Origin of the sequence: Chroococcidiopsis sp. TS-821 (genome assembly GCF_002939305.1) — a bacterium.
Lineage (GTDB): Bacteria > Cyanobacteriota > Cyanobacteriia > Cyanobacteriales > Chroococcidiopsidaceae > Chroogloeocystis.
This window is the reverse complement of sequence record NZ_MVDI01000009.1, coordinates 117,607-142,389: the sequence shown is the minus strand read 5'-3', so window position 1 is coordinate 142,389 and position 24,783 is coordinate 117,607. Positions and strand designations below refer to the sequence as shown.

21 protein-coding genes and 1 pseudogene are annotated in these 24,783 nt (G+C 43.5%); 10 read left to right on the top strand and 12 right to left on the bottom strand.

Annotation, left to right across the window (positions count from 1 at the left end):
- Positions 1-64: 64 nt before the first annotated feature.
- Positions 65-649 (bottom strand): cupin domain-containing protein, encoded by a 585-nt coding sequence (locus B1A85_RS19195; RefSeq protein ID WP_104548341.1) that lies wholly within the window; start codon positions 647-649, stop codon positions 65-67.
- 36 nt (positions 650-685) lie between these two features.
- Positions 686-1,261, bottom strand: coding sequence for a sigma-70 family RNA polymerase sigma factor (locus tag B1A85_RS19190; RefSeq protein ID WP_104548340.1), 576 nt, complete (start codon positions 1,259-1,261; stop codon positions 686-688).
- A gap of 323 nt (positions 1,262-1,584) precedes the next feature.
- Here B1A85_RS19190 and B1A85_RS19185 point away from each other — a divergent pair, with 323 nt between their 5' ends.
- The 4 genes from B1A85_RS19185 (at position 1,585) to B1A85_RS19170 (ending at position 6,480) form a co-directional block, all read left to right on the top strand.
- Positions 1,585-2,394, top strand: coding sequence for a DUF4394 domain-containing protein (locus B1A85_RS19185; protein ID WP_104548339.1), 810 nt, complete (start codon positions 1,585-1,587; stop codon positions 2,392-2,394).
- Between the two features lie 211 nt (positions 2,395-2,605).
- On the top strand, positions 2,606-3,772 hold the full coding sequence (locus B1A85_RS19180; protein ID WP_210404594.1) for a DUF4331 domain-containing protein: 1,167 nt from the start codon (positions 2,606-2,608) through the stop codon (positions 3,770-3,772).
- Between the two features lie 105 nt (positions 3,773-3,877).
- On the top strand, positions 3,878-5,215 hold the full coding sequence (locus B1A85_RS19175) for a tetratricopeptide repeat protein (protein ID WP_210404593.1): 1,338 nt from the start codon (positions 3,878-3,880) through the stop codon (positions 5,213-5,215).
- 20 nt (positions 5,216-5,235) lie between these two features.
- Entirely contained in the window at positions 5,236-6,480 is a 1,245-nt protein-coding gene (locus tag B1A85_RS19170) for a nickel/cobalt transporter (RefSeq protein ID WP_104548336.1), read from the top strand.
- Here B1A85_RS19170 and B1A85_RS19165 read toward each other — a convergent pair.
- Entirely contained in the window at positions 6,477-7,313 is an 837-nt protein-coding gene (locus tag B1A85_RS19165; RefSeq protein ID WP_104548335.1) for an ABC transporter permease, read from the bottom strand. The two genes, B1A85_RS19170 and B1A85_RS19165, sit on opposite strands and share 4 nt — an antisense overlap.
- Before the next feature lie 150 nt (positions 7,314-7,463).
- Here B1A85_RS19165 and B1A85_RS19160 point away from each other — a divergent pair, with 150 nt between their 5' ends.
- Positions 7,464-8,273: an ABC transporter ATP-binding protein gene (locus B1A85_RS19160; protein WP_104548334.1), complete on the top strand. Its 810-nt coding sequence runs from the start codon at positions 7,464-7,466 to the stop codon at positions 8,271-8,273.
- Between the two features lie 3 nt (positions 8,274-8,276).
- Here the strand turns inward: B1A85_RS19160 and B1A85_RS19155 are convergent, their stop codons facing one another.
- From B1A85_RS19155 to B1A85_RS19125, 7 genes are all read right to left on the bottom strand, one after another.
- On the bottom strand, positions 8,277-8,801 hold the full coding sequence (locus tag B1A85_RS19155; RefSeq protein WP_104548333.1) for a GAF domain-containing protein: 525 nt from the start codon (positions 8,799-8,801) through the stop codon (positions 8,277-8,279).
- 4 nt (positions 8,802-8,805) lie between these two features.
- Positions 8,806-9,840 (bottom strand): fatty acid desaturase, encoded by a 1,035-nt coding sequence (locus B1A85_RS19150; RefSeq protein ID WP_104548332.1) that lies wholly within the window; start codon positions 9,838-9,840, stop codon positions 8,806-8,808.
- 102 nt (positions 9,841-9,942) lie between these two features.
- Positions 9,943-10,722: an MBL fold metallo-hydrolase gene (locus B1A85_RS19145; RefSeq protein WP_104548331.1), complete on the bottom strand. Its 780-nt coding sequence runs from the start codon at positions 10,720-10,722 to the stop codon at positions 9,943-9,945.
- Between the two features lie 92 nt (positions 10,723-10,814).
- Complete coding sequence (locus tag B1A85_RS19140; RefSeq protein WP_104548330.1) at positions 10,815-12,518, bottom strand: iron uptake porin; 1,704 nt, start codon at positions 12,516-12,518, stop codon at positions 10,815-10,817.
- Between the two features lie 109 nt (positions 12,519-12,627).
- Positions 12,628-13,521 (bottom strand): hypothetical protein, encoded by an 894-nt coding sequence (locus tag B1A85_RS19135; RefSeq protein ID WP_104548329.1) that lies wholly within the window; start codon positions 13,519-13,521, stop codon positions 12,628-12,630.
- Positions 13,522-14,301, bottom strand: coding sequence for an ABC transporter ATP-binding protein (locus tag B1A85_RS19130; RefSeq protein WP_104548328.1), 780 nt, complete (start codon positions 14,299-14,301; stop codon positions 13,522-13,524).
- Entirely contained in the window at positions 14,291-15,448 is a 1,158-nt protein-coding gene (locus B1A85_RS19125; RefSeq protein ID WP_104548327.1) for a branched-chain amino acid ABC transporter permease, read from the bottom strand. The genes B1A85_RS19130 and B1A85_RS19125 overlap by 11 nt, the downstream gene beginning before the upstream one ends.
- A gap of 312 nt (positions 15,449-15,760) precedes the next feature.
- Between B1A85_RS19125 and B1A85_RS19120 the strand changes: the two genes are divergently transcribed.
- The 3 genes from B1A85_RS19120 (at position 15,761) to sfsA (ending at position 19,023) form a co-directional block, all read left to right on the top strand.
- The gene (locus B1A85_RS19120) at positions 15,761-17,347 is read left to right on the top strand and encodes a glucose-6-phosphate isomerase (RefSeq protein ID WP_104548326.1); all 1,587 of its coding nucleotides are present in this window, start codon (positions 15,761-15,763) and stop codon (positions 17,345-17,347) included.
- Between the two features lie 322 nt (positions 17,348-17,669).
- Positions 17,670-18,116 carry a cupin gene (locus tag B1A85_RS19115; protein ID WP_104548369.1) on the top strand — a complete coding sequence of 149 codons (447 nt, stop codon included), beginning with the start codon at positions 17,670-17,672 and terminating at the stop codon, positions 18,114-18,116.
- A gap of 196 nt (positions 18,117-18,312) precedes the next feature.
- Positions 18,313-19,023 carry a DNA/RNA nuclease SfsA gene (gene sfsA / locus B1A85_RS19110; RefSeq protein WP_104548325.1) on the top strand — a complete coding sequence of 237 codons (711 nt, stop codon included), beginning with the start codon at positions 18,313-18,315 and terminating at the stop codon, positions 19,021-19,023.
- Between the two features lie 54 nt (positions 19,024-19,077).
- On the opposite strand, the gene B1A85_RS19105 is transcribed toward sfsA, so the two are convergent.
- Positions 19,078-20,238: a serine/threonine-protein kinase gene (locus B1A85_RS19105; RefSeq protein WP_104548324.1), complete on the bottom strand. Its 1,161-nt coding sequence runs from the start codon at positions 20,236-20,238 to the stop codon at positions 19,078-19,080.
- A 165-nt stretch (positions 20,239-20,403) separates the two neighbouring features.
- On the opposite strand from B1A85_RS19105, the gene B1A85_RS19100 reads away from it, so the two are divergent.
- Both B1A85_RS19100 and B1A85_RS25345 read left to right on the top strand, forming a co-directional pair.
- The gene (locus B1A85_RS19100; RefSeq protein ID WP_104548323.1) at positions 20,404-20,898 is read left to right on the top strand and encodes a cupin domain-containing protein; all 495 of its coding nucleotides are present in this window, start codon (positions 20,404-20,406) and stop codon (positions 20,896-20,898) included.
- 78 nt (positions 20,899-20,976) lie between these two features.
- Positions 20,977-21,495 (top strand): annotated as a pseudogene (locus B1A85_RS25345) (Uma2 family endonuclease).
- 7 nt (positions 21,496-21,502) lie between these two features.
- On the opposite strand, the gene B1A85_RS19090 reads toward B1A85_RS25345, so the two are convergent.
- A complete protein-coding gene (locus tag B1A85_RS19090) occupies positions 21,503-24,379 on the bottom strand; it encodes an EAL domain-containing protein (protein WP_104548322.1) in 2,877 nt (958 codons plus the stop codon).
- Positions 24,380-24,783: the final 404 nt, after the last annotated feature.

Here is a 24,783-nt window from a genome sequence, read left to right as displayed (position 1 = left end):
CGCACTCGCATTTAAATTACGTTTATTTTTTCGTATTTAATGGTCTAAAAACATCAGCTAAGCGTTAGGATAAAATCCGATCGTCTAGCGAAGTACGCAAGAAAAGTAAGCAACCACCAGAGGTTTTTGGTTTATGCGCCGAACCTCTATGTGACAAAATACACTCACCAGTTCGATAGACGCGATCGCCAATAATAAGATCGCCTTCTAACACGACAATTTCTTCATTTCCAGCATGAGAGTGATAAGGAAATTGCACGCCAGCTTCAGCGCGAAGAAAACACGCAATTTCTCTGCGATTTGTGTCAATGTGGAGTGTACCAACGATAACGCCAGGTAGCGAGTAAGGTTGCCAAGTTACGCGGCTTGCTTGTTGCGTTAAATGTGCTAAATCAGGTGAAGTGGCTACATCTTCAGTATTCTCAACTGCTGTTGCAATACGTTGAAATAGACGTTCTTTGAGATCAGAAGCCATCGGTACAATCGGGGCGCTATAGCCGATCGCTGCGGCGGCGTCCTGTAATTGAGTTAACTTCTCTCCCAGTTCTGGAGATTGCGCGATCGCATCTTCAAGTACACCGCACTCAGATTCGCCTAAAAGTTCGAATGCGGATAAAGCTGCAAGTTCATTCAAATCGTCGTGGTTCATTATATTTAACTTGCTTATTGCTCCATCTTAACTTGCCTATTCCCAGGTGCCGAGGATCTGACGTAATTTACTTAATCCTAGGCGAATGCGGGTTTTAACCGTACCAAGACGTTCGCCAGTTTGTGCAGCAATCTCTACATGCGTGAGTCCCTTGTAGTAAGCCATTTCAAGCACTTGTCTTTGTGCTGGTGGAATCTGGCTCAAAGCCGCTAATACTCTAGCGCGACGTTCGCCAATCAGAACATCCTCCTCTGGATCAATCGTTAGAGGTTGAGTTGGTAGTGTTTTAGTCAATGCAGCAGCTTGTGCGATTCGCTCTAAAGCACGTAATCGATCGAGCGATCGACTGCGAGTTAGCATAAAAAGCCAAGTATCAACTCGCCCGCGTTTAACATCATAGCGTTGGGCTGTTTTCCATACTTGGTGAAAAACATCAAGCACAACTTCTTCAGCCTCCTCGACAGTACCCACAATCTTAAAAGCGACTGCATAGAGAACTTGGGCGTAGCGATCGTAAAGTTTAGCGAGTGCAGTTTGATCTTGCTGCGCAATTTTGGCAAGCAGCGCTGCTTCTTCATCTTTTGCCGATTGGTCATCCACGGGTAATAACATCTTGTTGATGTTTTGCACTTTAGTTCTGCTCAATGCATTGCGTTTTTGCCAGCCCAAAATAAGCTACGTGTTGATGTCACCCCATTCCATACTTTTATCTATTTGATTTTTAAATACCACTTATCCACAAAACCTAATGGTATGTACAGGGTTGCAGAGATGTCCTCCGCCAAAAATATTTTTGCCTGCATGAATCCAAGTGCTGATATTAGACGTATACCCCTTTAGAAAGCACCACTGTTGCAATAACCAGTCAATTTTCTGGTTTTGTTTGACGTAGCTGGTTATTGCTCAGAAATATAACTAATAATTATTGGAGGCTCATGATGCAACTTAGCTTGAGCAAAATTGTCACTGCGATCGCTGTAGCGACTAGCTTGTCACTCGTACATACCCAAAGCCATGCAACTCCAGCATTTACAATTATTGGCTTAACCTCGAATAATGTTTTAGTTCGCTTTGGTTCAGAGCAGCCGACGCGGATTGTAGTCAGCGGTATTGATGGTAACTTACAGTGTATCGACTTTCGTCCCGCTAACGGATTGCTGTATGGTTTGACAGATACTGACAAAATATACACTATCAACCCCAAGACGGGTAGTGCAAAGTTGCAAAAAACTCTCTCGACTAGCTTCAATGGTGGATTTCAGTCGGGGTGTGATTTCAATCCGGTTTTAGATCGTCTGCGCGTTGTTGGTAGCAATCAACAAAATTTCTCTGTCAATGTCGATGACGGTACCGCGACATCTCAAACAGCCTTAGCCTACATTGCTGGAGACCCCAACTTTGGGATAGAACCTAATATTACCGCAGGTGCCTACACAAATTCTCGTATAGGAGCATCTACACCTGCTTCTACGCAGCTTTTCGACATTGACTACGATCGCGATGTTTTAGTATTGCAAGATCCACCCAACGGAACTTTAACGACAGTAGGTGCGCTTGGCGTTAACTTTGCCCCGATCGCAGGAATGGACATCTTGACTGATACCAATGGCAGAAATTTTGCCTTTGCCATTTCTGGCTCAACATTGTACAGCATTAACTTATCCACGGGCGCGGCGGCTAAATTAGGCAATTTTCCAACGAGAGGTGGCTTTGTTGGTTTAGCGGTCAACCTTCGCAGACGTTAGTAAAAGAATTTCTTTAACGCAGAACTCATAACTTCTGTGCATCTCTGCGTAGCTATGCAAAAGATGTCATTGAACACATTCAAAATTAATAATCCAAATCAAAAAGGATCTAACCCACATGGCAGATAAAACAAATCTTGCATCTTTGTGTTTGAGGTACTTTAAACATAGAAAACGTAAAAAAGCAATTATTCTACTAAGCAGCATCAGCTTGAGCCTAGTAGGTTTAGTGACGTTTGTTCCACAGTACATCGAAGCATCAGACCATGACGATGGCGAAGTCGATACTAAAGGTCGCAACGTTAATTTGACTGATTTGTATGTATTCCGAGAACAAGACCAAAACCCTACTACTGGTCCAAATAATTTGATCTTCGTGATGAACACTAATCCGCGATCGCTTGCGCGTCAGCAGTATTTTTTCAGCAACACTGCGCGATATGAATTCAAAGTGACGCGCGTTACTGATAGAAACGCAACTCCGACGGGGATACCTAACCTCATTCTTCGCTTTGAATTTGATGCACCTAATGCTTTCAACCAACAACCTTTCAAACTGACGGCGATCGCTGGTAATGGTAACGTCCTCGGAGTCGCCAGAGGAAAAACGACGCATCTCAACCCTAACCCCGCCGCGCCGCCAATTATTAACAATCTGGCGCTGGGTGGGTCGCAACTTACGGTATTTGCGGGATTGCGTGAAGATCCCTTCTTTTTTGATGTCGAGCAATTCTTTCGCGTCCGTGCAGGCGCTTTGGGAATAGGACCTGCGGTAGGTTTTCGCCCTGCTAATACAGCATTGGATTTTGCCAAAGGATACAACGTCAATGCGATCGTTGTGCGAGTTCCTATTAATTTCTTGCGCGGTTCTACTTCTGCAACGACGTTCGATGTTTGGCAAACAATCTCGGTTAGAGATCCCCGTAGCGGTCAGTTTAAACAATTTGAGCGGCTAGCACAACCAGGAATTAATGAAGGTTTGGTTGTTACCAACGATTTTTTAAATGCCTTTAACAGTATTCCGCCCAGTCAAGATTTAAGTCCTAGTACTGCACTTGTCCGGCGGGAAGCCAGAAACACGCTGCTGGCGCTTGGCAATTCTTCAGTACAGGCGGATGCTCTACTTGCTGCCTTTTTACCTGATGTGATGCGAATTGATACAACTATACCAAGTGGTTATGCAAGTGCTGTCAATACTCAGAAAAGACCAATTGCTGGACGTAAGCTACTTGATGATGTCATTGATACAACCTTGAGTGTACTCACCAATAAAGCGGTAACAACTGATAACGTGTCGTATGCTGGTACTCCTGGAAATCCTGCACAAGGTCACAAACCTTTAGTGAACCAGTTTCCTTACTTGGCACGACAAAACTAAAAATGATAGCCCCTTTGGAGAAGGGGGACTTTGCAGCTTATGAAAGATAAGTGTAGCTACGCAGCTACGACGAGTTTCAAGTGGCTGTTGGTTGTAGCAGTATCAATGACAACTATTGTGTTAGTGACAATCTTTTTTAAGCGCCTGTGGATAGGGATGACGCCGCACAATTCTCATCTTACTGCTCCTTATCGTTATCCCTTTAGGCAGTCCTTAGAAAAAGAGACGAATACAACAACTCTTGTGCAGCAGGAAATTGCTTTTTATCAAGAACGAGTTCGTCAAGACCCTCAAGGCGGTTTGAACTTAACTTCACTTGCGCGCGCTTATCTCAAAATGGGGCGTGCAACAGGAGAAGGTAGCTGGTATTTACTTGCAGAGCAAGCCGCAGGGCGATCGCTAACGCATTTACCCTTCAACAACGAAGGTGCAATTTTAGTCTTAGCGCGGGTAGCAGAAGCGCGTCATGATTTTTCTGGTGCGATTCGTCTTGCGCAACAAGTGCTGAATTCGCAAGCGCATAACGAAGATGCGTTAGCAATTATGGTGACATCGCATTTGGCAATCGGAAAAGTTGCACAAGCCAGTCGCGCTGCTGATACCTTAGTCGAGCAAATGCCCAGTTTAGGAAGTTTAGCATTGCAAGCTTTGGTTAAAGTTGCACAAGGAAAAGACCAAGAAGCCATACAAGCTTTTCAAGCTGCTTTAGCTGCTGAGGAACCAGGAGAAAAAGCCAGTTCAGCATGGGTACGAACATTGTTAGGGCGATTTTATTTGCAACGCGGACAACTCGCACTCGCAGAGGATCTGTATCAGGAAGCTTTGCAAATCTTACCTGGGTATTCTTTCGCACTCGTACAACTTGGCGAACTGAAAACAAGACAAGGAGACTACAACAATGCTGCAAACTATTACAACCAAATCACTGCATATTCGCGTGAAGCAGCAACGGTGTTCGATCGCGTTGTTGAACGGAGTAAAGCTAGACTCATGCTACTACAAGGTAGACAAAATGAAGCGATCGCACTTTTTTGGCACCAAGCGGAAATTTTATTACGTCAACAAAATGCTAGCGGACATCACGACGGTGCGTTTGGACATCGACGCGAATTAGCACAACTATTACTCGAACGCGGGCGAAACGAGGATTTACCAGAAGCATTGTCATTGATGCAAACTGAACTGAGTCTGCGCCGCGATCCTCAAACTCTCGATACTTTTGCGTGGGCGCTATCGCGTTCGGGGCGCTGGCGGGAAGCACAAGCAGCAATCCAAGAAGCACTAAAATCGGGCGTTCGCGATCCCGTACTCTTTTATAGAGCCGGTGAAATCGCCAAAGCACAAGGCAAACAATCACAGGCGATCGCTTACTTTCAACTGGCGCAAGAAATTGACCCAACTTTTAACGAACAAGCACGCCGCGCCCTGGGAATGGGTTTGTAATCCTATCGCCAATAAATTCAATGAAGACTAAGTGGCATAAATTCAAGTTTGGCATCATCCTAGTTTCACTATTGCTTGTCTTGCTACCAACTGCTAGCCGCGCGCATTGGACTGATGTTGCTGTTGCAGAAATTGTTGTGGGCGAAACGCAAACGCAAGTAACGCTGACGTTGCCTACTGGTTTGGTGACAATGGCAGATGATAATCAGGATGGACAACTATCGACTGCGGAAGTTCATACGCATCAAGCAAAACTAGAAAAGTTTCTGGGAAATCGCTTTCGTTTGACGAACGCCAATCATCAGCAAGGAATTCTTACCGTTGCACCTTTGGCAACAAAAATACCGTCAATCCAAGCTACCGCAACAACTCACACTACTTTGCAACTGACCTACAATTGGACTTCTCCAGTACAAGGGCTAAAAATTGACTACAATTTGTTTCTACCAGAAGCACCTGAAGCGCGGTGTTTTGCCACTATCTTCAACGCTGGGCAAACGCAAAACTATATATTTAGTCCAGACAATCGTCAGCTATCACTGATGCCATCAGTTATACCGCTTAAGGGGTCATTTTTGGCGGCGATCGCCGGTGCAATCGTTTGGGGTGCGATGCACGCCATGTCTCCTGGGCATGGTAAGACTATCGTTGGTGCGTACCTCATGGGTTCCCGTGCTACTGTTTATCATGCAATATTCTTAGGGCTAACAACAACAATTACGCATACGATTGGTGTTTTTGCGTTAGGGCTAGCGTCGCTATTCGCCTCGCGCTTGATTGCACCTGACCTGCTTTACCCTTGGCTCAGTCTTTTATCAGGTTTAATGGTAGTCTTCATTGGTATAAATTTATTCTGGCATCGGTTGCGGCACGTGCAGCAGCAGCGATCGCCTGCGCATACTCACAAACACCACCATCATTCGCACTTACCGACTACCGCATCGCTTCACTGGCGCAGTCTATTTGCGCTAGGAATTTCTGGCGGACTTGTTCCGTGTCCGGCAGCGTTAGTATTACTATTAAGTGCGATCGCACTCGGTCACATCAGTTGGGGGTTAGTTTTAGTCTTAGCGTTTAGTTTGGGTTTAGCAGGGGTTCTCACAGCTTTAGGCTTACTTCTTATTTATGCCCAAGGTTTATTTAAAAAGCTACCTACACAAGTAGGATTGTTAAAAATATTACCTGTTGTGAGCGCTGCCACGATCGCGATTATAGGTTTAGGGATAACAACGCAAGCCCTCATTCAACTTGAAGTTGTGATTTAGCTACGCGTTTGATCTGCCCAAGGTGTTAAAGCTTTAGAAAGTAATTTCAAGCTGTAATCAATGAGTAAACCGATGACTCCGATAACTGCGATCGCAAATAAAACTTTGTCAGTTTGCAAAAACCGCTGTGATTGCACAATGCGATATCCCAAGCCATTTTGCGAGGCAATTAATTCAGCAATGACTAAATAATTCCACGCTCCCGAAATATTAACGCGCAATGTATCTAAAACACTCGGAAACGTAGCAGGAATGATAACGCGAAATAACACTTCTCGACGATTAGAACCTAAAGTATAAGCCACATTAAGCATTTCATTCGGAATAAACTTCACCGCATCCGCAACCATCATTGCGTTGTAAAGAACAACTCCCAAAAATATAATCAAAACTTTTGCCGCTTCACCTAAACCAACCCAAATAATAATTAAAGGTACAAACGCGACAACTGGCATATAACGAACTGTACCAACAATTGGACTAAATAAACTTTCCATGCTATAGAAAGTTCCCATTAAAATTCCAATAGGTACGCCAACAAGCGCCGCAACTAGAAACCCCGCTGCAACGCGCAAACTACTTGCAATAATATCTAAGTGTAAATCTTCTTCGGTAAACATCCGAATTCCTGCATCAATTACCGCTGTAGGTGTTGGTAAAAAAACAGGAGTTGTTAATCCGCTGTAGCTAATTAATGCCCATAATAATAAGGGTATAGCCAAGGCGATCGCTGATAGCAAAAGACGCAACCATTGCGGAAATCCTTGCCGCAAACTCCAAAATGTTGAAGGGGGAAGATATCTTTTACGCGGTTGGGGAAATACTTGAGTCATCACTAAATGAAATTGTGAGCTAAATTAATCAGATTCGAGAAAATTATGCGTGTTATTCAACCGACAGCATTGTATCTTAATTAACAGTTTATGACTTTGTTATTTGCTTGAATAAAAAGTATTTCTGCCTTGCACTAAAAAGTAAATGTAATGACTCAAATTTCGCTAGAAACTCATACAACACAAGCTGGCGATCGCAGCAAACAACCAAAATTAGAAGTGAGTAATTTAAGCAAAAGCTTCCCTACTCAAGGTAAATCGCTCGCAGTTTTACAAAACATTAATTTTCAGTTGTACGAAAGCGAGTTTGTTTGTGTTGTTGGGGCTTCTGGTTGCGGTAAATCAACATTAATTAATATTATTGCCGGATTAACGCAACCAACTTCAGGCGAAGTCAAAGTTGATGGTGAAATTGTGCTTGGTCCAGGACCCGATCGCGGTATGGTATTTCAAAATTATACTTTGTACCCTTGGCTAACTGTCGCTGGCAATATTGGCTTTGGTTCGCGACTGCGATCGCTGAGTGCAAAACAACGCAATGAACGCATCGCTTACTTTTTAGACGTTGTCGGATTAACTCGATTTGCCAAAGCGTATCCTAAGCAGTTATCAGGAGGAATGAAACAACGAGTAGCGATCGCCCGTGCTTTAGCAAATGAACCAGATGTATTATTAATGGATGAGCCTTTTGGTGCATTGGATGCTCAAACAAAAGAGCAAATGCAGCAATTTTTACTCGATTTGTGGCGACAAACACGGACGACAATTTGCACGATCACGCACGATGTTGAAGAAGCTGTCTTTTTATCGCAGCGCGTGTTTGTCATGAGTGCGCATCCAGGAGAAATCAAACAAGAGATTATTGTCGATCTACCACAAAATCGCGATGTTGAAATCAAGTTAACTGCTGAATTCACCGCCATCAAACGCGAAGTGATGCACTGTTTGCGCAGTTGTTAAAAATTACATCCCTACAGTCTTGACGTAAGTTATGGCTAGTGGTGTCAATCTTTGTTCTAATTCTGTAATGATAGCGCGATCGCTTTCACTCCACGCTCTGGGTTTACCAAAAATACACGGTTGCAAAATTCCCCATAATAAATCATCTTCGCACAAGTGAGCGTGAATTAAGGCGCGATGACCAAAATGTTTGCGTTCAAATGCTAAATTGACAACTTCCGGATTTGCCGTTTCGACATCTTCTACATAAACTGAAGGCTTAGCTTGTAACGCGGCGGAAAATAACGGATCTTCTGCGGCGAGTGATTCAGGTTCTTTACTCCATTCTGAATCTGTAACATCAGGAATTTCCGCACTGCGTCGCCAGCAGTATGCTACTTTTCCCTTTTGATTGTGCGGATTGCGCAGATACAGAAAACACCGATCCGTTTGCAACTCGTTACATAATGCAGGTAATAACGCCTGAAAAATTGCATCAGGTTCGCTATTATCTGCAAAAACGGTTTCCAAAGCTGCGGGTAATTGCATGAAATTAAAACTTCACTAAGAACGACACACCGATCGCACCATAAAACTTTTCTAATTGCAAGTTACCTTCTTCGTCAATTGCAGTACCTTGATCCGAGAAAATTCGCGCTATCCGAAAGCGATGGTAGTTTCCTAATAATTGCGGTAGCGTAACGTAGTGAACTTCTTCACCTGTAAATATCTCGCGGTCAAGTTCGTGTAAACTATGCCAAGGACATTTCATCAGTTCGTGATGCGCGTTGTGATAGCCGAAGTTTAAAAGTAGCAAGTTTAGCCACCAGTAACGTCGCGAAATCACGTTAGAAAACGTGTTGGCTTGTTCGTATGCATAATCTCGTTTTGGTAACGGCGAACCGACAGGAATTGCTTCATAAGTATGTTGAAAAGCATCAACAAATCGTAGCACTGTAATCATCCCAACATACCCCAGAAAATATAATGCTAGGGCTTTGAGAGAAATTACTGCTAATCCAGTAAACAGCAATCCGCGTACAATGAGAAGCGTAACAATTCTGCCGCGTTCATCGCGTCGTTGCGGTTCCCAAAATGGTGCAAAAATACTGCGCCACTGAAAGATAAAAGACACACTTGGAAAGTGCAGCCACTCTAGTCCTAAAATTATCTTGCGAATAAATGCGGGTAGTTTGTTCATCAAATCCGCAATATCAAACGCCGCAAAATCAACGCGATTGATGTGATGTGCAATGTGATCTTGCGTTAAATCTTTAAATCGCGCGTAGCAGCCACCGTTTAGCCACAGCATAACGTTACCACCAATGGCGTTCCACTTGCGATCGGCAAAAATCGTGCCGTGCATGAACTCGTGGGATAGATATGCTGAGATCACTAAGCTATGCGCGAGTAGCAATACTCCCAAGAGATTTAGCCACAAGTTGGAAGATAAGAATAAGGCGATCGCACTTCCATAACCACCTAAAGTGTATGCGATCGCTATTGCATTCCATAGGGGCTTTTTGTGATGCAAATAGTATGACGGATCGATTTTAGAAATTGCTTTGGCTGCGGTAGCGGACACCATAACAATGCGCACAATTACATATTATAACAAGTATAGTTGAGAGGAAATTTTGTTTTGTTATCAAGAATACAGAATGACGAACCGCAACAACACAAGAGATGTCTATTGAGGGTTGCAGCTAAGATGTTCTTGAGGACATCCTGGTTGACGTTTAGCTTCGAGATAGTCGGCAATGAGTTCGTGCATTCGTTGTTCGCCGAACATATGGTAATGTCCAGGGTAGACGATTTCTACGGGTAAGTGCTGTAGGTATTCGTAAGATGCAATGTAGGCGGAAATATCGCTACCAGGAAGTTGATCGAGTAAATCGCCGTCGTAAATGATATCGCCGGAAAAGAGTTCTTGGCTAAATGGATCGTATAAGGCAATGCAACCTGGAGAGTGCCCAGGCAGGTGTAAAATTTCAAAAGCGCGATCGCCTAAATCAATAACGTCTCCTGCTTGCAGTAATTGCGTTGGTTCGGCTGCATGAAATGTGTATTGTGTCGCGGTAAAACCTGGGTAAGGTAATTGCGAAAAGTGTTCGTCGAGTATCCAACCTGATTCAGGATTGCACAAAGCTGCGTGACAATCTCCGTGACGCAAAGCATCAGCTTCGGCGGTGTGAATCGCAATATCGTCAAATTCGTGAATTCCCCCCGCGTGATCGAAATGGATGTGCGAAGCGATCGCCAGCAGCGGTTTATCGATTAAACTTGCGATATATTGCCGCAGACTCGCAACCCCTAAACCTGTATCAATGAGTAAATCTTGCTTTTGTCCTTTGATTAACCAGATATTCGCCCGATTCCATTCCCAGTAGTGAATTTCGTTGATGCAGTAGAGGAGATCGCTAATTTTTTGAGTTGCAAACCAACTATCACATACTGATTTATTGTTCACAGGATTGATTTCATAGGTGAGTCAACATGGGCAGGCAAGATGCCTACCCCACATTTTATATTCAGTTAACTCAGATCGGCGATCGGTTTCCACTAGAATATGAATGAAGTTCTGATGACGCCAATCACAACATCAGGATTGCGCGCGTCGTGGTTTGGTGCAGTTAACCAAAAGACGCCAGGTGTAATTGAGATATTATCGGTCAATTGATAGCGGTAAAAGGCTTCGAGGTGTAAACCTGTATCGCGATCGCTTCTTTGCCCGTCGGGTAAACCAATCGCTGCGGCTAAAACTGCGTTACTCGTGCCTGTTAAGCGTGGTTGCATCCCTACCACAATACCACCGGCATTGCCTTCGCGGAATAAATCAGGAAAATGCAACGTTACAGCATAATTCCAGATATCAGCATCGCCTTTAATTTCACCCACAGCCCGCGCTGCAGTATAACCTACCCAACCACCGATTTCAAATCCTTCAAAAACGCGGAAATTGAGTTGTGCGCCGTAGACGTTAGCAACGATTGGATTATTCAAGTTATTTTCTGGGTTGTTGACATCGTTGACAACAATTACTTTCGCAGGATTGCTACCTGCAAGCGTATCAACGCCAAAATTACGAGAGTAACCATTGAGATAAAATAAACCAACTCTAGCGCGATCGCTGCTGTAAACTAACTGGGTAAACGCACTGTAATCGCCATTGAATAAACCTGAACCTGGACCTGGGTTGTTGGCGTTGGTTCCTCCTAAATAGCCAAAGTCTAAGCTGAGTTCTGGCGTGACTAAAAAGTTTGCCCCAATACCAGCACGATTGCCAATAGAGAAATACACTGGATTAAGTTGTCCAAAGTTAGATACTGCACCTGTTGCCGTAATAGAAAATGGACTAATTGGATCGGTAATGGATGTTGGATCGGTTCCGTTTGCTTCTAAGTAAATGCGCAAGCGATCGCTTACAGGAAACTGATACTGCAATGTAGTTAAGATAACTTCACCACTCTGGGCAATACTACTAGGTGCTACGCGCGTTTCACCTGTATTGCCAAACCCAAACAGTTCTGGTGGATCTGTAACGTCTTGTCCCTCACGAGTTCCTTGACTACCGCCAAAGGTTCCGCCTGAATCGAATAATCTTAAATTCGTCGCTTGTAGGCGAGTTCGCAAGCGATCTTGTCCGCTAAAACTAGTATCAAAATTGAGGCGCGCGCGATAACCCAACGTTGTATTATTAATATCACCCGCAGTTTCACCAAAAGCATCACCAATATAGGTAATAACTTCGCCTACAAGTCTTGTCGTGGTAGAAAACTGATTTGCTTCAAGTTCGGCGGTTTGGGCTTCTAAAGCATCGACTCTGCCGCGCAAGCTAGCTAGTTCAGCCGCAAATTCTTCTTGTAATCTTTGGAGAGTAGCTAAATCTTCCCGACTTAGTTGATCGCTTGTCGCTGCGGCGATCAGTTCGTTAACGCGATTCAAACACGCATTCAACCCCGCCGCAAATTCATAACGTGTCAATGCGCGATTACCGCGATAAGTTCCATCAGGATATCCTGCAATGCAACCATAACGCTCAACCAACGATTGTAACGCTTGAAACGCCCAATCTGTGGGCTGTACGTCGGAAAGTTGGGAAACCGACGTCACTTGCGCCATTTCTGGCGTTGATGCAGAATTAGACTGAGTTAAGAGGTTATCTGGATTTGCTTCTGAAGCATTCGCAGCGCTTGTGAATTGATACAGTAAAAAATGCAGTACAAATAGGCTATAATTCGCCATTCGGCGTAATACTTTTGACACAAACTCTCCTCACACACAATTTAATTTTGTATATAGCACGCTCTTTGACAGATTTTTCAAAGATATACACTACAAATAGCCACGATTTGTGTTTATTTATACTAATTTATTAAGAATTATCAAGACGTGAATTAATCGGTACATCTTGAGAAATCTTCCAATATTGATCCCAGCAAGGACCGTGACCAGGATAAGTTGTTTTAGTAAAAACAAAACCTGAGTTTGTAAAAGTATCTTTTTCAAGGATAACGTTACGGTTTAATTCTAATTCTATTTCTAAATCGCACGTACCAATAACCCCTGCACCAAACTCGCACACGCGCTTGAAATACTCTCGTTTTCGACTTTCCTCCCACGCCACATAAGCTGCGACTTTATCTTGATAACCAAGGTATTTGGCAAAGTCTCTTGCAGAGTGTTTACCATAAATATGACCTTTTGGTCTTAAAACAGTTCTTCCTGTTTCATCAATGTCTTCAACTAAAAAGTCAGGTGCGAGAAAGTCAATGCAACTAAAAGCATATTCTAAATCAGAGTAAGCATTAAACCACTGAATTCCTTGCGTTAGGAAGGCTATTTTAATATCGTGAATCGCGTCTTCTAAATTACTACCATCAGGTTCTATCCACCAAATATCATTTCTACTAGCTTCAGTAGAAGAACGCAGAGATTTTGTATATTTAGATTGGTCTAGTTCAGCTAAAACCAAATGATTTCTAACATGACACATCCATTCTTTAGGAATAAGTTTACCATCTTTATCAGTATCAACGAGTAATCTTCCTGGAATATCTGGAGAAATAAACTTATAGTAAATTCCTAACCAAACACTCACTGACACAGAAGGAAAATGCGGTTTTACTGCCCGAATATTTAAAACCCAAATACAAGGATCGCGGTCAGCCCAATTATTTCTGGTCTTGACTTTATCAAAGCCATTATCTCGCAGTACAGGAGATAAAATTTTTCTGATGATTTTGTTGACTTCTGGCGAACCGATCATCTAGTGACCTAAATACGCTGCTAAAACTTGTGGATTACTTTGAATTTCACTCGGAGTACCAACCGCCAGATTGCGACCTTCTGCAAGTACCCAAACGCGATCGCACAAGGACATAATCACATCCATATTGTGTTCGATAATCAAAAACGTCATTCCCTCGCGGTTCCAAGTTTGGATGCGATCGCAGATTTGATTAATCAATGTGGGATTCACCCCCGCCGCAGGTTCGTCTAATAAAATTAACTTCGGTTGCGTCATCAAAGCCCGCGCCATTTCCAGTAACTTGCGCTGTCCTCCTGATAGCGCCCCTGCATACTCATACGCCATATGCGCTAACCCAACCGATTCTAAAAGCAACATTGCCCGTTGTTGCAGTTGACGTTCTTGCTTTTTAATAATGTGCGGTCGTAACTGTACTTGCCAAAAGTTTTCCCCAAGTTGGTTTTGCGCTGCTAGCAGCATATTTTCCATCACCGATAGCCGCGAAAGTGTTCGGGCTACCTGAAACGTCCGCACCATTCCTTGTTGCGCAATTTTGTGCGATTGTAACTCTTGAATCGGTTCGCCATCAAAAATCACGCGCCCTTTATCTGGGCGAATAAAGTTTGACAACAAATTAAACAATGTCGTTTTCCCTGCACCATTGGGACCAATTAACCCTGTGATACTACCTGGTGCTACAGTAATTTCAGCATTGTCAACTGCTTTGATGCCACCAAAGCTTTTAACTAAACCACTTGCTGCTAGTAATGGTGTTTGTGACTGCGAATTACTTACCAAGTGTTAATTCCTCCTTCTTGCCTAAAATTCCTTGTGGACGCCACAGCATGAGTAACATCAAAATTAACCCAATCACCATAATCCGAAACGCACCTAAGCGCGCTTCATCGAGAGGGAAAATGGCAGGTAAAGCAAAGCGCGTAATCGCATCGTACGCCCAGTAAATCACCGCACCGAGTAACGTACCTACATTATTTCCTGCACCACCTAAAATGACCATCGTCCAAGCATCAAACGTAATTTGGGGTTGGAAATTATCAGGATAAATCGTTGTTAGTTGCCATGCTAACAATGCACCCGAAACTCCTGCGATCGCACCTCCCAACATCAGTGCTTGCAACTTGTACCAAAACACGTTTTTTCCCAACGCTGTCGCCACATCTTCATCTTCCCGAATTGCTTTGAGAACTCTTCCCCAAGGCGATCGCACCAACACTTCTAGCCGCCAAAATACCAACGCCAACACCAAAACCGAAATTAGCATCAACCCCGCATTGGCATAACTCGTGTAATTATAGAGTGCGATCGCTGCTGCAAGATACAACACTAAGATCAATCCCGCTGCCAAAATCCCTAACACCAATCGCAATGAAGATTTTTTGTCCTGCTTTTGCTTTTGTGCGGGTAAGGTATTGCCTTGTCTATTTTTTACCCATTTTCCCAAACGCCAATAACATACTCCAACAACAAACGTTAATAGCGCAATCATACCCAGTCGTGTCAGTAACGTCGGGTCAAAACTGGCGAGTGGTAAAGGATAGCCTTGTACGCCAAACGAACCTGGGGTAAACCCGTTTCCTGTGGGTAAATCCTGATTGTTGACAACTAATCGTAGTAGTTCAGAAACACCAATCGTGACAATTGCCAGATAATCTTGCCGTAAACGCAATGTAGATAAGCCAATAATCAATCCTAACAATGCGGCAGCCCCCGCCCCTGCAAGTGCGGCTACAATCAGAGGAACGCCGTGTAAGGTTAGCAAAACCGTCGTATAAGCACCCACAGTCATGAACGCAACATGACCAAAGTTGATGAGTCCGGTAAATCCCCACTGCAAATTTAAGCCCAAACTAAATAAGGCAAAAACAGCAGTTGAGATGATGAGAAAAATCAAATAACCAACCCAACCTGACAAATTCTGGATCATGTACTTTATAGTTGCAGCGTATTGATGTTAAGAAGAATCGGGGATCAGAGGTCAGAGAACTTTGACGTAGGTACTTAGTGAGAGAAAATCATCTCAAATCATCGTGATTCTTAAATGCCTTCAACAGCATTTCTACCTACAGATTCGAGGTCTTCCCCTAACCCCCGATCCTTGACCTCTGATCTCTTTAAAAAAGAATTCTACAGCACATTGCCAATTGCATAAAAACAATCTCACTGTAGAGGGCTGAACGTTTATCGTTGAACACTTAAATTAAACTGGTGTGATGATACGAGTAAGTAGAGATTGACTATGGATGCTGCAACGCTGTGGCAACGTTACCAAGACTGGCTTTATTACCATGCAGGTTTGGAATTTTATTTAGATGTCAGTCGCATGAGATTTGATGATGCTTTTGTCGCGCAATTGCAACCCAAGTTTGAAAAAGCGTTTCAAGATATGGCAGCTCTAGAAGGAGGCGCGATCGCCAATCCTGATGAAAACCGGATGGTAGGTCACTACTGGTTGCGCAACCCCGATCTTGCCCCAACACCGGAAATCAAACAAGATATTACGCAAACGATTGAACAAATCGAAACATTTACCCGCAAAATTCATAGCGGTGCAATTCACCCGCCACAAGCCCCGCGCTTTACCGACATTCTCTCGATTGGGATTGGCGGTTCAGCTTTGGGACCGCAATTTGTTGCCGAAGCCCTCGCCCCAGACTTTCCCCCACTGGGAATTCACTTTATTGACAACTCCGACCCCGCAGGAATTGACCGCGTTTTGACTCGCTTGCGTAACCGCCTAGCAAGCACATTAGTCATTGTCATTTCTAAATCGGGTGGAACTCCAGAACCGCGCAACGGAATGCTCGAAGTTAAAAGAGTTTATGCAGGGCAAAATTTAGATTTTTCTCACTATGCGATCGCCATCACCACTCCCGATAGCAAACTAGACCAATTGGCGAAATCTGAAAAATGGCTAGCCACCTTTCCCATGTTCGACTGGGTAGGCGGACGTACCTCAGAAATGTCCGCTGTCGGCTTGCTACCTGCGGCGCTACAAGGAATCGATATCCAAGCGATGCTAGCTGGAGCCAAGGAAATGGATGATGCAACGCGCGTCCCCGATCTAAAAAACAATCCAGCGGCTCTACTTGCATTGAGTTGGTACTACGCTGGTAACGGGCGCGGTGAAAAAGACATGGTAGTCCTACCTTACAAAGACAGCTTACTATTATTTAGCCGCTATTTGCAACAGTTGGTCATGGAATCGCTGGGCAAAGAAAAAGACTTGGATGGTAACGTTGTCAATCAAGGAATTGCGGTTTACGGTAACAAGGGATCGACCGATCAACACGCCTATGTACAGCAGTTACGCGAAGGCGTGCCAAATTTCTTTGTCACCTTTATTGAAGTTTTAGAAGACCGCCAAGGATCTTCACCTGAAATCGAACCAGGAGCAACATCCGGTGATTACCTATCAGGTTTCCTCCAGGGAACGCGTCAAGCCTTGTACGATAACCATCGCGATTCGATTACCGTCACAATTCCACAAGTCAATCCACGTACGGTAGGCGCGCTGATTGCGCTTTACGATCGCGCTGTTGGTTTGTATGGTTCTCTTATTAATGTCAATGCTTACCATCAACCAGGTGTCGAAGCTGGCAAAAAAGCGGCTGCTGCGGTTTTAGATTTGCAAAAACGTGTCTTACAAATTCTGGAAGACGAAAGTCGTTCAATTTCCATCGCTGAACTTGCAGAAAAAGCTCAAGCAACTGACCAAGTTGAGACTATTTATAAAATCTTGCGTCACCTCTATGCAAACAAACGCGGTGTAATTCTCAACGGTAACTTCGGCGAGCCTGGTAGTTTAACGGTGACAGTTAATTAGGAGCAGAGGTCGGAGGTCAGGGTAATAGAAAATTTAAACCCCAATTGACAAAGCTTAGCGAATAAAATCGCCGCAGTCGCAAGTCACTTTTGGTTCTAGAGGAGGACTATATCAAGTAATTTGTAATTCGTAGTTCGTAATTACTGCGCAAGATACCTATGGTTCATAGAGGAGGGTTATATTAAGAAGTCTGCTCTTTGAACCCTGTGCTCTGACATCTCACTCCATACCATACTTTGGTCACTTTTGTTCATTTGTAACAACTGTTTATAAAAAAGTGGCATAAACTTGAAAGGAAGTTTTGAAATCGATGGGTGCTGGTATGAGTTCGGTCAGGGGTGTCGAAATTCGTCTGCTATCAGCAGTAAAAGGGGGTATGACTGAATTTTATACCCCTCAGTCAAGTCACGAAACAATGCTGGTACAGATTCCACCAAATACAATTGACGATCTTTTTGTTCATAAAACACAAACTGACCAACTATTGGTAGTCAAAGGAAGTTTTGTATTAGTGGTGTTAGTGAATCGCCGTTATCAATACATACCCTTGAGCGATCGCAAACCTACGGTAGTCAAAATACCCCCAGGCGTATTGCACGGAGCAATAAATTTATCTCCTGAACCTTGCGTATTAGTCAATGCAGTATTGCGTCATCATCCTGCAGCTGATAAAGACTACCAACCGCACAAACCACCGTTTCCGTATGATATCGAAGCAGCAAAGGCAGTTTTAGCAAGAGATGCACAAGCAGATCGGGCGATCGCATAGAAATTCAGGAATTAGTTAAATCACCCAGGTGCAGCCTTTTCATAGGGTAGGAAAAAAAGAGAGTAAATCAAATCGCGTTAGCTATTATACCGTTTCACTTTAAAGTTAATACAAATAGGAAGCTTCAGGAGAAATGATTTGTAGTTTTCATTTAGTGAAATGGTATTACAGTAGTAACGTGGCTCTTGTTTAATTAATGATTCTTTACCGCTATCCAACGTTGTATCCTGGTGTGTTGCTGAAACGCTACAAGCGGTTTTTTGCTGATATTCAGTTGGAATCTGGTGAAGTTGTTACAGCGCATTGTCCAAATACTGGACCAATGACAGGAATTAGTCAACCTGGTAGTACTGTACAGGTATCTTATAGCGACAATCCAAAGCGATCGCTGAAGTACACCTGGGAAATGATTCTCGTCAACGACAATGAGCCTACTTGGGTAGGTGTGAATACAAGTTTACCGAATCGGATTGTCAAGTTAGCCCTAGAACAAAATTTGTTTCCTCAATTGGGAAGTTACGACCAAATTCGCTTTGAAGTTCCCTACGGTATAGACACCAAAAGTCGCGTCGATTTTGTGTTGACGGGCGATCGCACAACATACATCGAAGTCAAAAGTACCACTTGGGTAAACTGGCGAACCGCGTTATTTCCTGACACAGAAACAACACGCGGACAAAAACATTTACGCGAACTTACCGCATTAATACCAGCAAGTGATGCAGTGATGTTGTACTTTATCAATCGCGGTGATTGTACCGCGTTTGCACCTGGAGATAGCGCCGATCCAATTTACGGTCAACTATTGCGCGCAGCGATCGCATTAGGTTTAAAAGTACTACCGTGTCGCTTCAACATTACCCCCGAAAGTATCGAGTATTTAGGATTAGCTGAACTAAAAATCTAAACTCAAGTTGTCCATCATTAAACAAACACCAATTACCTGTTACCTATTACCACTTTAGAAAAGAGTTGAAAGTAAAAACAGGATTCCCAAGTGCCAAACGACAAGGTTAACAGCAATTCCTGTTGTAATTCCGGCGATCGCCCAGCGTTCTTGATACTTTTGAAAGTGTTCAATACTTTCCCAACGGCGACTTTTCCACGCCCATTCATTACCTTTAACACCAAGGGCGATCGCCATCCAAAATCCAAATAGCGGAACCCACGCCAACAGCCCTATCCACACGCGATTCGCGACTAACCAAAATGGTGCAAGTAAAAAAGCGCCCCAGTTCCAGCCTTGAATTTCTGCGGGTACAGTTATCGATGCATTAAATAAACCACCCTGACCAGAGTTATTTACTAAAGTAGTTGCATTAAGCACAATGTCTGATTCTAAAGCAGCTAGCGCTTGACGCGCACAACCAAATCGTTTTTCTAGTGCAGGTTCAGTCATTTTCTGCAACCAACTCACCAAACTAGGACTACAATTTACCAATTCTGCAAATTGCAGTTGTAAGTTATGTTGCGGCAATTCTGCGGGCGTTATCCCAGTAAGTAAATGAATTAAAGTTGCACCCAAAGCATACAAATCCGACGCAGGAATGGCTTTACCGCCAAATTGTTCTAGTGGTGTATAACCATAAGTTCCAATAATTGTGAAAGTTGCGCCTGGCGATACAGTTTGATCTTGAACTCCACCAAAATCAACTAAATAAACTTTATTGTCATCACCCCAAATTAAATTACTCGGTTTGATATCGCGATGAATGACTGGCGGATGTAACTCGTGGAGGTATGCCAAAATATCTAATACCTGTGTTGCAAGTTGGCGGATTTGTGCTTCACTCCAACGTTGTTGCAGTAAATGTGCGACTGATCTACCAGGAATGTACTCTTGAACGAGAACATAAGCAGATGCTTGCGGTTCCAACCAAAACTCATCTCGATATCTTGGAATTTGCGGATGATTCAACTGCTGAAGTACCTGGGCTTGACGTTCAAAGAGTTTTAACTCTTCCCAGTGTGTAGCTTTTGTGAAAGTTAGTAGTTTAATAACGACAAGCGTTGTTGGTCGTGTCGCCAGATCGACTGCTAGCCAAGTTTGCTTGAGTAGCGAATCTTTGAGTTTTCCTTGCAGTTGATAGCGCCCTTGTAAAATTTGTCTGCTATGCAGCATAAAGTCGCAATTCCTCAAAACCCCCTTTTCTAATGTAGTCACAGTTAGAACTACAGCCCTAGTCATAGAGTTGAACCTTGAGCCCTGACCCCTGCTATACAAGCGTATTTGTGCCAAGATTGCGAGTATCTTGAATTATTAAGTCAAAGTACGAGAGGAGTCATTATGGATCAGCAACCACCTTTCCTACTCAAAGCATCAGCCATCGACTCCATCGAGGAAATCGAATTTCATCACCCACTCAACCCGAATTCAGAACTCTATATGCGGACGATTAGTCGTATCGTTGGTCTTGAGCGGATAGGAGTAACAATCGCCCGCGTACCACCAGGTAAGGAATCATTCATATATCATTTGCATCGTCACGAGGAAGAATGGATTTATATCCTCGCGGGTAAAGGTATTGCAGAAATTGGCGACAGTGAATACGAAGTTGCAGCAGGTGACTTTATGGGCTTTGGGTTACCGCAACAACCACACCATCTCCGTAATCCTTTTAGTGAAGATCTTGTTTATCTTATGGGTGGTGAAAGAAAAGATTGCGATATCGGCATTTTTCCTCGGTTGGGCAAACGTGCGATCCGCGATGGTGATTTAGCCTACATTGTTGACGATTCGATGCTACAGGATTTTTGGAGTAGCAAAGTTAGTAGTGACTAAATATTATCTCTTAATTCTCAAATTGTATGAATACCACCACACGAACAGTACCCAGATGGCAAGGGTATTTTTGAACTGGTGGATGGAGAAGTTATTCAGGTAGAACCGACGAGGGCGCACAAAAATGTTGCTAGGTTTCTCATGTTTGCTTTAAGTGATGAAATCAGGCGGTTAGGACTTGATTATTATAAAGATATTATTATCCGAACTGTCACAGCATCTGGGAAAGAACAAGGAAGAAACCCTGATGTTGGTGTGGTTTCTAGTACATTATGGAACAGTAATGTATCGACTTACGGTGCGTGACGGAAGCGATTCAACTAGCGGTAGAAGTTATTTCTACAAATTGGGAATAAGTTTGATGAGTATCAGCGGCTAGGAGTTTCTGAATATTGGATTTTTGATTGTTTAGCGATCGCTTCGCGCACAATCTTAGGTTCGCCGAAAGTACCTACTGTTTTCATTCCCCAGTTAGTTGATAATAAGTATCAAATACAAGCTTTCAAAGATGCAGATAAAATTATCTTGCCAACTTTCCCAGAAATAAACCTTACTGTAGAACAAATCGTTGCAGCTAGCCAATTCGCGAAACTTTAATGAGCTGCTACCACTGTGGTTGCTGCGCAATCAGTGCGGTGGCGGCTTCGCTATCGACGGGTAATGAGAAATAATTGCCTTGTCCGTATTCGCAGTGGAGTTCTCTAATTCTCGCAAGTTGTTGTGCGGTTTCTATTCCTTCAGCGGTGACATCAACGCCTAAACTATGCGCCAATGTAACGATCGTCGCAAAAATATCTAAGCTATCTAAGTTCGTATCAGCTTGCGCAATAAATGAACGGTCAATTTTTAAAACATCGATCGGAAAGCTATATAATCGACCCAATGATGAGTAACCTGTGCCAAAATCATCAATGGCAAGTTGAATACCTAAAGCTTTTAGCTCCAAAAGCAGTGTCGTTGCCGATGCTGCATTTTCCAAAATGACGCTTTCGGTAATTTCTATTTTTAAACTTTGAGGATTTAGGTTAGTTTCCTCAAGCACCGTTTTCACTTGTCCGACTAAATTCGTTTGTGCAAAAAGTTGACTGCAAAAATTTACGCAAATCGCTAACGGTGCGTTATTAGAAAACTGTTGTTGCCATTGTTGCATTTGTTGGCAAGCTTTCCGCAACACCCACAAGTTTAAGGCTACGCTTAGTCCTGTTTCTTCTACAACGGAAAGAAACTCATCTGGTAGTAGTAAGCCGCGCTGAGGATGTCGCCAGCGGAGTAAGGTTTCAAAGCTACTTATCTTACCACTTTTGAGGGATATAATCGGTTGATAGTAGAGTTGAAACTCCCCACGTTCTACAGCGCGACGTAAATCACTTTCCAATTGCAAGCGTGCCATCGCTTGTGCGTGCATTTCAGTATTAAAAATCTCGTAGCGCGCTTTGCCATGCGTTTTTGCGCGATACATTGCAATATCAGCGTCGCGTAATAAATCAGAGGCACGATTGTAATTAGAATCACTTAAAGCAATGCCAATACTTGCGGTTGTGAAGACTTCGTACTCGCCTAGTGTAAAAGGTAACTTGAGTTCGTTTTGAATGCGATCGGCAACGCGAGTTGCATCTGTGATATTCTTAATATCTTCTAAAAGAATCGTAAATTCATCGCCACCAAGGCGCGCGGCGGTATCGGTAGGGCGCAAACAGCTTTTGATTCTATGCGCGATCGCAACAAGTAATTGATCGCCATAACTATGCCCTAAACTATCGTTAATAATTTTAAAGCGGTCTAAATCAAGAAACAAAACGGCAAATAGATAATCTCGATCGCGTTCGATTTTATGCAGTGCGTACTCCAAACGCTCCATAAACAATGTTCGATTTGGCAATTTTGTCAAGGTGTCGTGAAATGCATATTCGCGGAGTTGCGCCTCGGCGCGTTTGCGTTCGGTGATATCGCGGGCGATCGCCGTGTAACCGATGGGTTCCCCCGTACCATCTTTGAGTACCGCAACCGCTTTTTGAGCAGGAAAAAGAGTACCATCGAAACGTTTGTGTCCAATTTCTCCAGAGTCAGCCCCTAATCGTTGCAATGTTTCCATAAACGGTAAAACTTCTTGCTGCATCTGTTCTTCGGTGTGAAAGATGCTAATGTGCTGCCCAATGACTTCAGTTTGGTTACAGCGGTGCATTTGTGCCCAAGCCGGATTAATAAAGAGTATCTTGCCTTCTAAATCGCTGACGGCAATGCCATCAATTGACTGATCGATGGCGCGTTCCAACATATATAACTGTTGCTGTTGCGCTTTGCGATCGCTGATATCCCGACACGTAGCGACAATCCCCGCGATATCCGCTTCGGCAAGTAGGTTATTGAGAATCACCTCAAAATCGCGCCAGTTACCATTTATATGTTTCAGACGTAACTCTGTTGTAATATTGACGTTAGGAGTATTTTGTAGTTGCGCGTGTAATTGCTGTGCTTTGCAAACATCGTCTGGATGTAAGAGTTCCGAAGCATTTTTGCCAACTTCTTGTTCCGGTTCTAAGCCTAAAATTCGGCTAGCAGATGGACTAAGGTAACTGATGGTGCAATCTGCTGCAATAATGACAATAATATCAAAAGCGTTTTGTACAAGCGCGCGAAATCGAGCTTCACTTTGGCGTTGAGCTTCGAGTTTGGCTAACTTAGCAATCGATTGCTGCCCGAAGAACGAAGCCAACAGCGTCAAAATTAAAATGATTAAAGTTGCCACTCCAACTAAGAGTGCTAACTGACCATTATTGACTTCTGATGACACTTGTGAGGGCACTTCTGTGCGGGGGTTCCCCCTGTTGAAGAAAGTGTCCGGTGCTTCAATCTGCGCATTAGGTTGGAAGTTAACAGCAGTCATGGCAGTGTAGTGCATTCCGACAATGGCTGTTGCAAGTAGAAATGTACTGCTGATTTTTCGGATACTAGAAGCGATCGCCTGTATCGTCCAAGGGTGAAATTCCAACCATAAAGCACCACCCGAACACGCGACAGCCGTAGTAGCAGCAAGCATCATCAGTTGTGGACTATACACCGGAACGGCAGCAACGCGCATCGACGCCATCGCGGTTAAGTGCAAACCAACAATACCTAATCCCACAAATAGTGCGCCTGCTAACAAAGATAACCGTTGTAGAGGTTGCTTATTAGTAACAATAAATAATCCTGCACCTGCACCTGTAATTGCGATCGCCATCGAGACAAAGACAACCGTCAAGTCATATACCGCCGGAATCGGTAACTGATACGCAAGCATTGCAATAAAGTGCATTGCCCAGATGCTCATACCTAGGCACACTGCACCGCCAATCAGCCATAATTTTTTTGCCCATCCTTGCGCCGAGGCAATTTGCCCTGCGAGATCTAAAGCAATGTAGGAACCAAATAGCGCAATAACTACCGAAAGCGCAACTAAACGAACATCATAAGTTGCTATCAGCGCGAGCGTTGTTGTCATTACTATAGTTACCGGAATGCCCCAGATATGCCATCGTATCGCAGTTATGTCGGATGTGCTATGGCACAATCCTGGAAATCACTGTAGCGGTTAGGGTTTTTAAGTTGAAGGAAAGTAAAAGTGGCTAGTTACTCTTAACACTAACCAGGGGTTAAGGTTAAAAGCGAACAGTTCAATTGCTTTTGTTGTTGCCAATTTATCTGCCTAGCTTTATAGAAAAAATTAAGAATACCAAATGAATCTACACCCTTAGTTTGTGGTAGATTCTGCTTTCGAGGAGGCATAATTAGGTCACTTCTAGTCACGTCGCTATTTGATGAAGGGAGGTATGACATTGTTTTTCAAGTGATGGAAGCATTCAAGTTGATGATTTGATACCTAAAGCAAATTCAGTTAACAACAGG

What these genes read in the sequence shown, in the direction of transcription:
- B1A85_RS19105 (WP_104548324.1), bottom strand. Translation starts at nt 20,238, where the DNA reads ATGCTGCATAGCAGACAAATTTTACAAGGGCGCTATCAACTGCAAGGA.
- B1A85_RS19170 (WP_104548336.1), top strand. Translation starts at nt 5,236, where the DNA reads ATGAAGACTAAGTGGCATAAATTCAAGTTTGGCATCATCCTAGTTTCA.
- B1A85_RS19135 (WP_104548329.1), bottom strand. Translation starts at nt 13,521, where the DNA reads ATGATCGGTTCGCCAGAAGTCAACAAAATCATCAGAAAAATTTTATCT.
- sfsA (WP_104548325.1), top strand. Translation starts at nt 18,313, where the DNA reads ATGATTCTTTACCGCTATCCAACGTTGTATCCTGGTGTGTTGCTGAAA.
- B1A85_RS19125 (WP_104548327.1), bottom strand. Translation starts at nt 15,448, where the DNA reads ATGATCCAGAATTTGTCAGGTTGGGTTGGTTATTTGATTTTTCTCATC.
- B1A85_RS19165 (WP_104548335.1), bottom strand. Translation starts at nt 7,313, where the DNA reads ATGACTCAAGTATTTCCCCAACCGCGTAAAAGATATCTTCCCCCTTCA.
- B1A85_RS19160 (WP_104548334.1), top strand. Translation starts at nt 7,464, where the DNA reads ATGACTCAAATTTCGCTAGAAACTCATACAACACAAGCTGGCGATCGC.
- B1A85_RS19115 (WP_104548369.1), top strand. Translation starts at nt 17,670, where the DNA reads ATGAGTTCGGTCAGGGGTGTCGAAATTCGTCTGCTATCAGCAGTAAAA.
- B1A85_RS19155 (WP_104548333.1), bottom strand. Translation starts at nt 8,801, where the DNA reads ATGCAATTACCCGCAGCTTTGGAAACCGTTTTTGCAGATAATAGCGAA.
- B1A85_RS19195 (WP_104548341.1), bottom strand. Translation starts at nt 649, where the DNA reads ATGAACCACGACGATTTGAATGAACTTGCAGCTTTATCCGCATTCGAA.
- B1A85_RS19120 (WP_104548326.1), top strand. Translation starts at nt 15,761, where the DNA reads ATGGATGCTGCAACGCTGTGGCAACGTTACCAAGACTGGCTTTATTAC.
- B1A85_RS19185 (WP_104548339.1), top strand. Translation starts at nt 1,585, where the DNA reads ATGATGCAACTTAGCTTGAGCAAAATTGTCACTGCGATCGCTGTAGCG.
- B1A85_RS19150 (WP_104548332.1), bottom strand. Translation starts at nt 9,840, where the DNA reads ATGGTGTCCGCTACCGCAGCCAAAGCAATTTCTAAAATCGATCCGTCA.
- B1A85_RS19190 (WP_104548340.1), bottom strand. Translation starts at nt 1,261, where the DNA reads ATGTTATTACCCGTGGATGACCAATCGGCAAAAGATGAAGAAGCAGCG.
- B1A85_RS19175 (WP_210404593.1), top strand. Translation starts at nt 3,878, where the DNA reads ATGACAACTATTGTGTTAGTGACAATCTTTTTTAAGCGCCTGTGGATA.
- B1A85_RS19100 (WP_104548323.1), top strand. Translation starts at nt 20,404, where the DNA reads ATGGATCAGCAACCACCTTTCCTACTCAAAGCATCAGCCATCGACTCC.
- B1A85_RS19090 (WP_104548322.1), bottom strand. Translation starts at nt 24,379, where the DNA reads ATGACAACAACGCTCGCGCTGATAGCAACTTATGATGTTCGTTTAGTT.